This is a genomic window from Kitasatospora putterlickiae, assembly GCF_039527695.1.
Taxonomy (GTDB): Bacteria; Actinomycetota; Actinomycetes; order Streptomycetales; family Streptomycetaceae; genus Kitasatospora; species Kitasatospora putterlickiae.
Genome location: NZ_BAAAKJ010000094.1, coordinates 12796 through 16597, shown reverse-complemented (window position 1 = coordinate 16597; position 3802 = coordinate 12796). Strand labels below are relative to the sequence as shown.

The 3802-nt window shown below is 73.2% G+C and carries 3 protein-coding genes; 1 reads left to right on the top strand and 2 read right to left on the bottom strand.

Annotated elements, in window-relative coordinates; all coding sequences use genetic code 11:
• Positions 1-80: 80 nt before the first annotated feature.
• Both ABD308_RS10135 and ABD308_RS10130 read right to left on the bottom strand, forming a co-directional pair.
• Positions 81-1607 (bottom strand): ATP-binding protein, encoded by a 1527-nt coding sequence (locus tag ABD308_RS10135; protein ID WP_344331131.1) that lies wholly within the window; start codon positions 1605-1607, stop codon positions 81-83.
• Between the two features lie 117 nt (positions 1608-1724).
• Positions 1725-2402 (bottom strand): response regulator, encoded by a 678-nt coding sequence (locus ABD308_RS10130; protein WP_030300621.1) that lies wholly within the window; start codon positions 2400-2402, stop codon positions 1725-1727.
• Between the two features lie 376 nt (positions 2403-2778).
• Here ABD308_RS10130 and ABD308_RS10125 point away from each other — a divergent pair, with 376 nt between their 5' ends.
• Positions 2779-3642, top strand: a complete 864-nt coding sequence (locus ABD308_RS10125; RefSeq protein WP_425554732.1) for a SigE family RNA polymerase sigma factor — start codon at positions 2779-2781, stop codon at positions 3640-3642.
• Positions 3643-3802 lie beyond the last annotated feature (160 nt).

Below are 3802 nucleotides of genomic sequence, written 5' to 3'. Positions count from 1 at the left end.
GACGGCGGTCGGCCGGATGCCGCAGCCGGCGGCCAGCGCGGCCAGCCCCAGCAGCGCGGCGACGGCGAACGGGCGTCGACTCACTGGGCACTCTCCTCGGAAGCGGAGCCGGAGGCGCTGTCGGCCGGCGGCGGAGGCGGCGGCGTCCGTGGCAGCGTCAGCGTGAACACCGCGCCGGCCTCGCCGTTCGCGGCGGTGATGGTCCCCCCGTGGATCTGCGCGTTGGCCATCGCGATGGACAGGCCGAGGCCGCTGCCCTCCGAGCGGGCCCGCCCCTTGTCGGCCTTGTAGAACCGGTCGAAGACGTGCGGCAGCACGTCCTCCGGGATGCCCGGACCGCTGTCCGACACCTCGACGACCACGCTGTCCCCGTCCTCGCGCACCCGCACCCGCACCGGCGAGCCGCCGTGCTTGAGCGCGTTGCCGATGAGGTTGGCGAAGACGACGTCCAGCCGGCGCGGGTCGACCACCGCCCGCACCCCGCGCGGCGCGTCCACCTCCACCGCGTCGTACCAGGCCCGGCCGTCGATGCAGGACATGATCAGGTCCGCGATGTCCACCTCGTCGGCGACCAGCTTGGCCGTGCCGGCGTCGAAGCGGGTCACCTCCATGAGGTTCTCCACCAGGTCGGACAGCCGGCGGGTCTCGCTGACCACCAGCCGCACCGCCGGCTCGATCATCGGGTCCAGCGACTCCGCCTCGTCCTCCAGGATGTCCGTCACGGCGGTCATCGCGGTCAGCGGGGTGCGCAGCTCGTGCGACATGTCGGCGACGAACCGCCGGCTCTGCGCCTCGCGCGCGCTCAGCTCCTCGACCTGCTCGTGCAGCGACTCCGCGGTCCGGTTGAAGGTCCGTGCCAGGTCGGCGAGTTCGTCCGAGCCCTCGACCTCCAGCCGGGTGTCCAGGTGCCCCTCGCCGAGCCGCCGCGCCGCGTCGCCGAGCCGCCGCACCGGCCGCAGCACTGTCGCCGAGGCCGCCTGCGCGAGCAGCGCCGAGCCGATCAGCGCCAGCAGCGTGGCGATCGCCAGCGACCAGCCGAGCGTGTTGAGGTCGGCCCGCTCGTTCTCCAGCGACTTGAACATGTACGCGGTCGGGCCGGTCGGCACCACCTTGGTGCCGCCGATCACGAACGGCCGGCCGTCGAGGTTCTGCCGCTGCCAGTACAGGTGATACGTGTACGGGTTGGACTCGGTGATCTCGCGCGGCCTGCCGACCTGGGTCTGCAGCGGGGTCGGGACGTTGGCGAGCGTGTACTGGGTGGGGCTGGAGGAGGCGATGCAGTCCGGCAGCGCCGGGTCCGTCACCACCACGTCGTAGCCGAGCCCGGAACCGGCGACGATGCCGGCCAGCGTGTTCAGGTCCTCGCAGGTCGCGCTCAGCGGCAGGCTCGACACGTTGCGGCTGAGGGAGAGCCGGAAGTCGTTGAGCGCGGTGTCCTGCGCGCGCTTGAGCACCGCGTCGCGGTTCAGCCAGTACGCGATGCCGGAGGCCGAGACGGCGGTGAGCAGCGCGACCGCGGCGAACACCGCGATCAGCCGCACGCGCAGCGAGCGCAGCCGTCGCCACGGGCCGGAGGAGAACCGGGCCGTCGTCTGATGGTTGGTCACGGGAGCCTGTCGTTGCGGAAGTTCACTGCGCGCGGCGGGATATCGCCGGCGCCGGACAAGGGGCCGCGGTCACGGTGGTGGTCGCGGCGGCGGGCGCGGCCGAGGTCGCGGCGGCGCTCACGCCGGAGGGTCCAGCCGGTAGCCGACGCCGCGCACCGTGCGGATCAGCGTCGGGGCCGAGGGCACGTCCTCGACCTTGGCCCGCAGCCGCTGGACGCAGGCGTCCACCAGGCGGGAGTCGCCCAGGTAGTCGTGCTCCCAGACCAGCCGCAGCAGCTGCTGGCGCGACAGCGCCTGCCCGGGCCGCCGGCTGAGCTCCAGCAGCAGCCGCAGCTCGGTCGGCGTCAGCTGGAGGTCCGCGCCGTCCTTGGTGACCGTCATCGCCGCCCGGTCGATCACCACGCTGCCGTAGACCGAGGAGTCCGAGTTCTCCCGCTCGCCGCGCCGCAGCACGGCCCGGATCCGGGCGTCCAGCACGCGCGGCTGCACCGGCTTGACCACGTAGTCGTCCGCGCCCGACTCCAGGCCCACCACCACGTCGATGTCGTCGGAGCGGGCGGTCAGCAGGATGATCGGCAGCTGGTCGGTGCGGCGGATCCGGCGGCACACCTCGAAGCCGTCGATGCCGGGCAGCATCACGTCCAGCACGATGAGGTCCGGCCGCTGCTCCTTGAAGAGCCTCAGACCGTCCTCGCCGGAGGCGGCGGTGGCCACGCGGTGGCCCTGGCGGGTGAGGGCGAGTTCGAGGCCGGTGCGGATGGCGTCGTCGTCCTCGATCAGAAGGAGGAAAGGCACGGCCTCATTCTGGCTCACCCGGAGCGGGTAATCACCCCCCACCGCCCGCACGGGAACCGGAACGCGTGTGACGGGCGTCCGTCAACTCGGGGAGGCGTGCGGTGACGAAAGGCCGGGCCCTGTGACAGCTCTGTGACAGTCGACGGACAGCGCCATCACAACCGGCGGGCAGGATTTTCGATGTCGCCGCAGGACAGCGGGCCAATCGGCCGGACCGGGCGGCGGCAAGGGAAACCGCTCGAACCGACCAAGGGGGCGCACGATGAACGCCACGCTTCAGACCCGGACCAACCCGGCTGTCCGCACCGCGCGTTCATCGGCCACCGCGTTCAGGACCCGGCCGGCGGCCGGGGCCGAGGAGGCCTCCGGTGCCGTGATCGCACGGGGGTGCGCGCACAGCACCGGTGGAAACACCGTTGTCCGCCGGGTGAGCGGCGGCAGGACGGGGGAGCTGTACGGGATCGGCCGCCGGGGGAACGCGGCCGATTCCGCCAGCACCTTGACGCTGCGGGGGGTCCTCCCCATCCGCGTCGAGGGCAAGGACGCCCTGGGGGGGAACCGGGGCATCGGGGGAACCGGCCTGCGGAAGGCCGACTCGGGGGAGTCGGCCGGCCGCGAGGCCGCCGGTGCGACGCTGCTGCGGCTGAGCCCCGTGGCGGCGCCGGTCACCGGGCCGGAGCGGGACGGGGCGCAGGGGGAGCGCCCCGCCGCCGAGGACCACGTCACGGAGTTCACCGCGTACGTGCGCGAGCGCCGCGCCTCGCTGTACGCCACCGCCTACCACCTCACCGGTGACCGCTACGAGGCCGAGGACCTGCTGCAGAGCGCGCTCTTCAGCACCTACCGCGCCTGGGGCCGGATCACCGACAAGGCCGCGGTCGGGGGCTACCTCCGCCGCACCATGACCAACCTGCACATCTCCGCCTGGCGGCGCCGCAAGGTCAACGAGTACCCGACCGAGGAGCTGCCGGAGACGGTCGGCGACACCGACGCGATGGGCGGCACCGAGCTGCGCGCCGTGCTCTGGCAGGCGCTGGCCAAGCTGCCGGAGAACCAGCGCACCATGCTGGTGCTGCGCTACTACGAGGGCAAGACCGACCCGGAGATCGCCGACGTGCTCGGCATCAGCGTCGGCACGGTCAAGAGCAGCATCTGGCGCGCGCTGCGCCGGCTGCGCGAGGACGAGCAGCTGAACACCTCGGGGGACACCCTGCGGGCGTTCGGCGAGCTGGTCGCGTAACAGGACGGCGCGACGCCGTCAGGACGTTCCGGTCCGCCGTGGGGGTGGGACCGGACGGGGGATCCCGTCGGGGGACGGGTGACAGGACGGACGCGGTACGGGTGGCGCCGGCTCGGGGGAGCGGCGGCACCGGGAGGGGACCGCGGACGTCCGGGGAAGG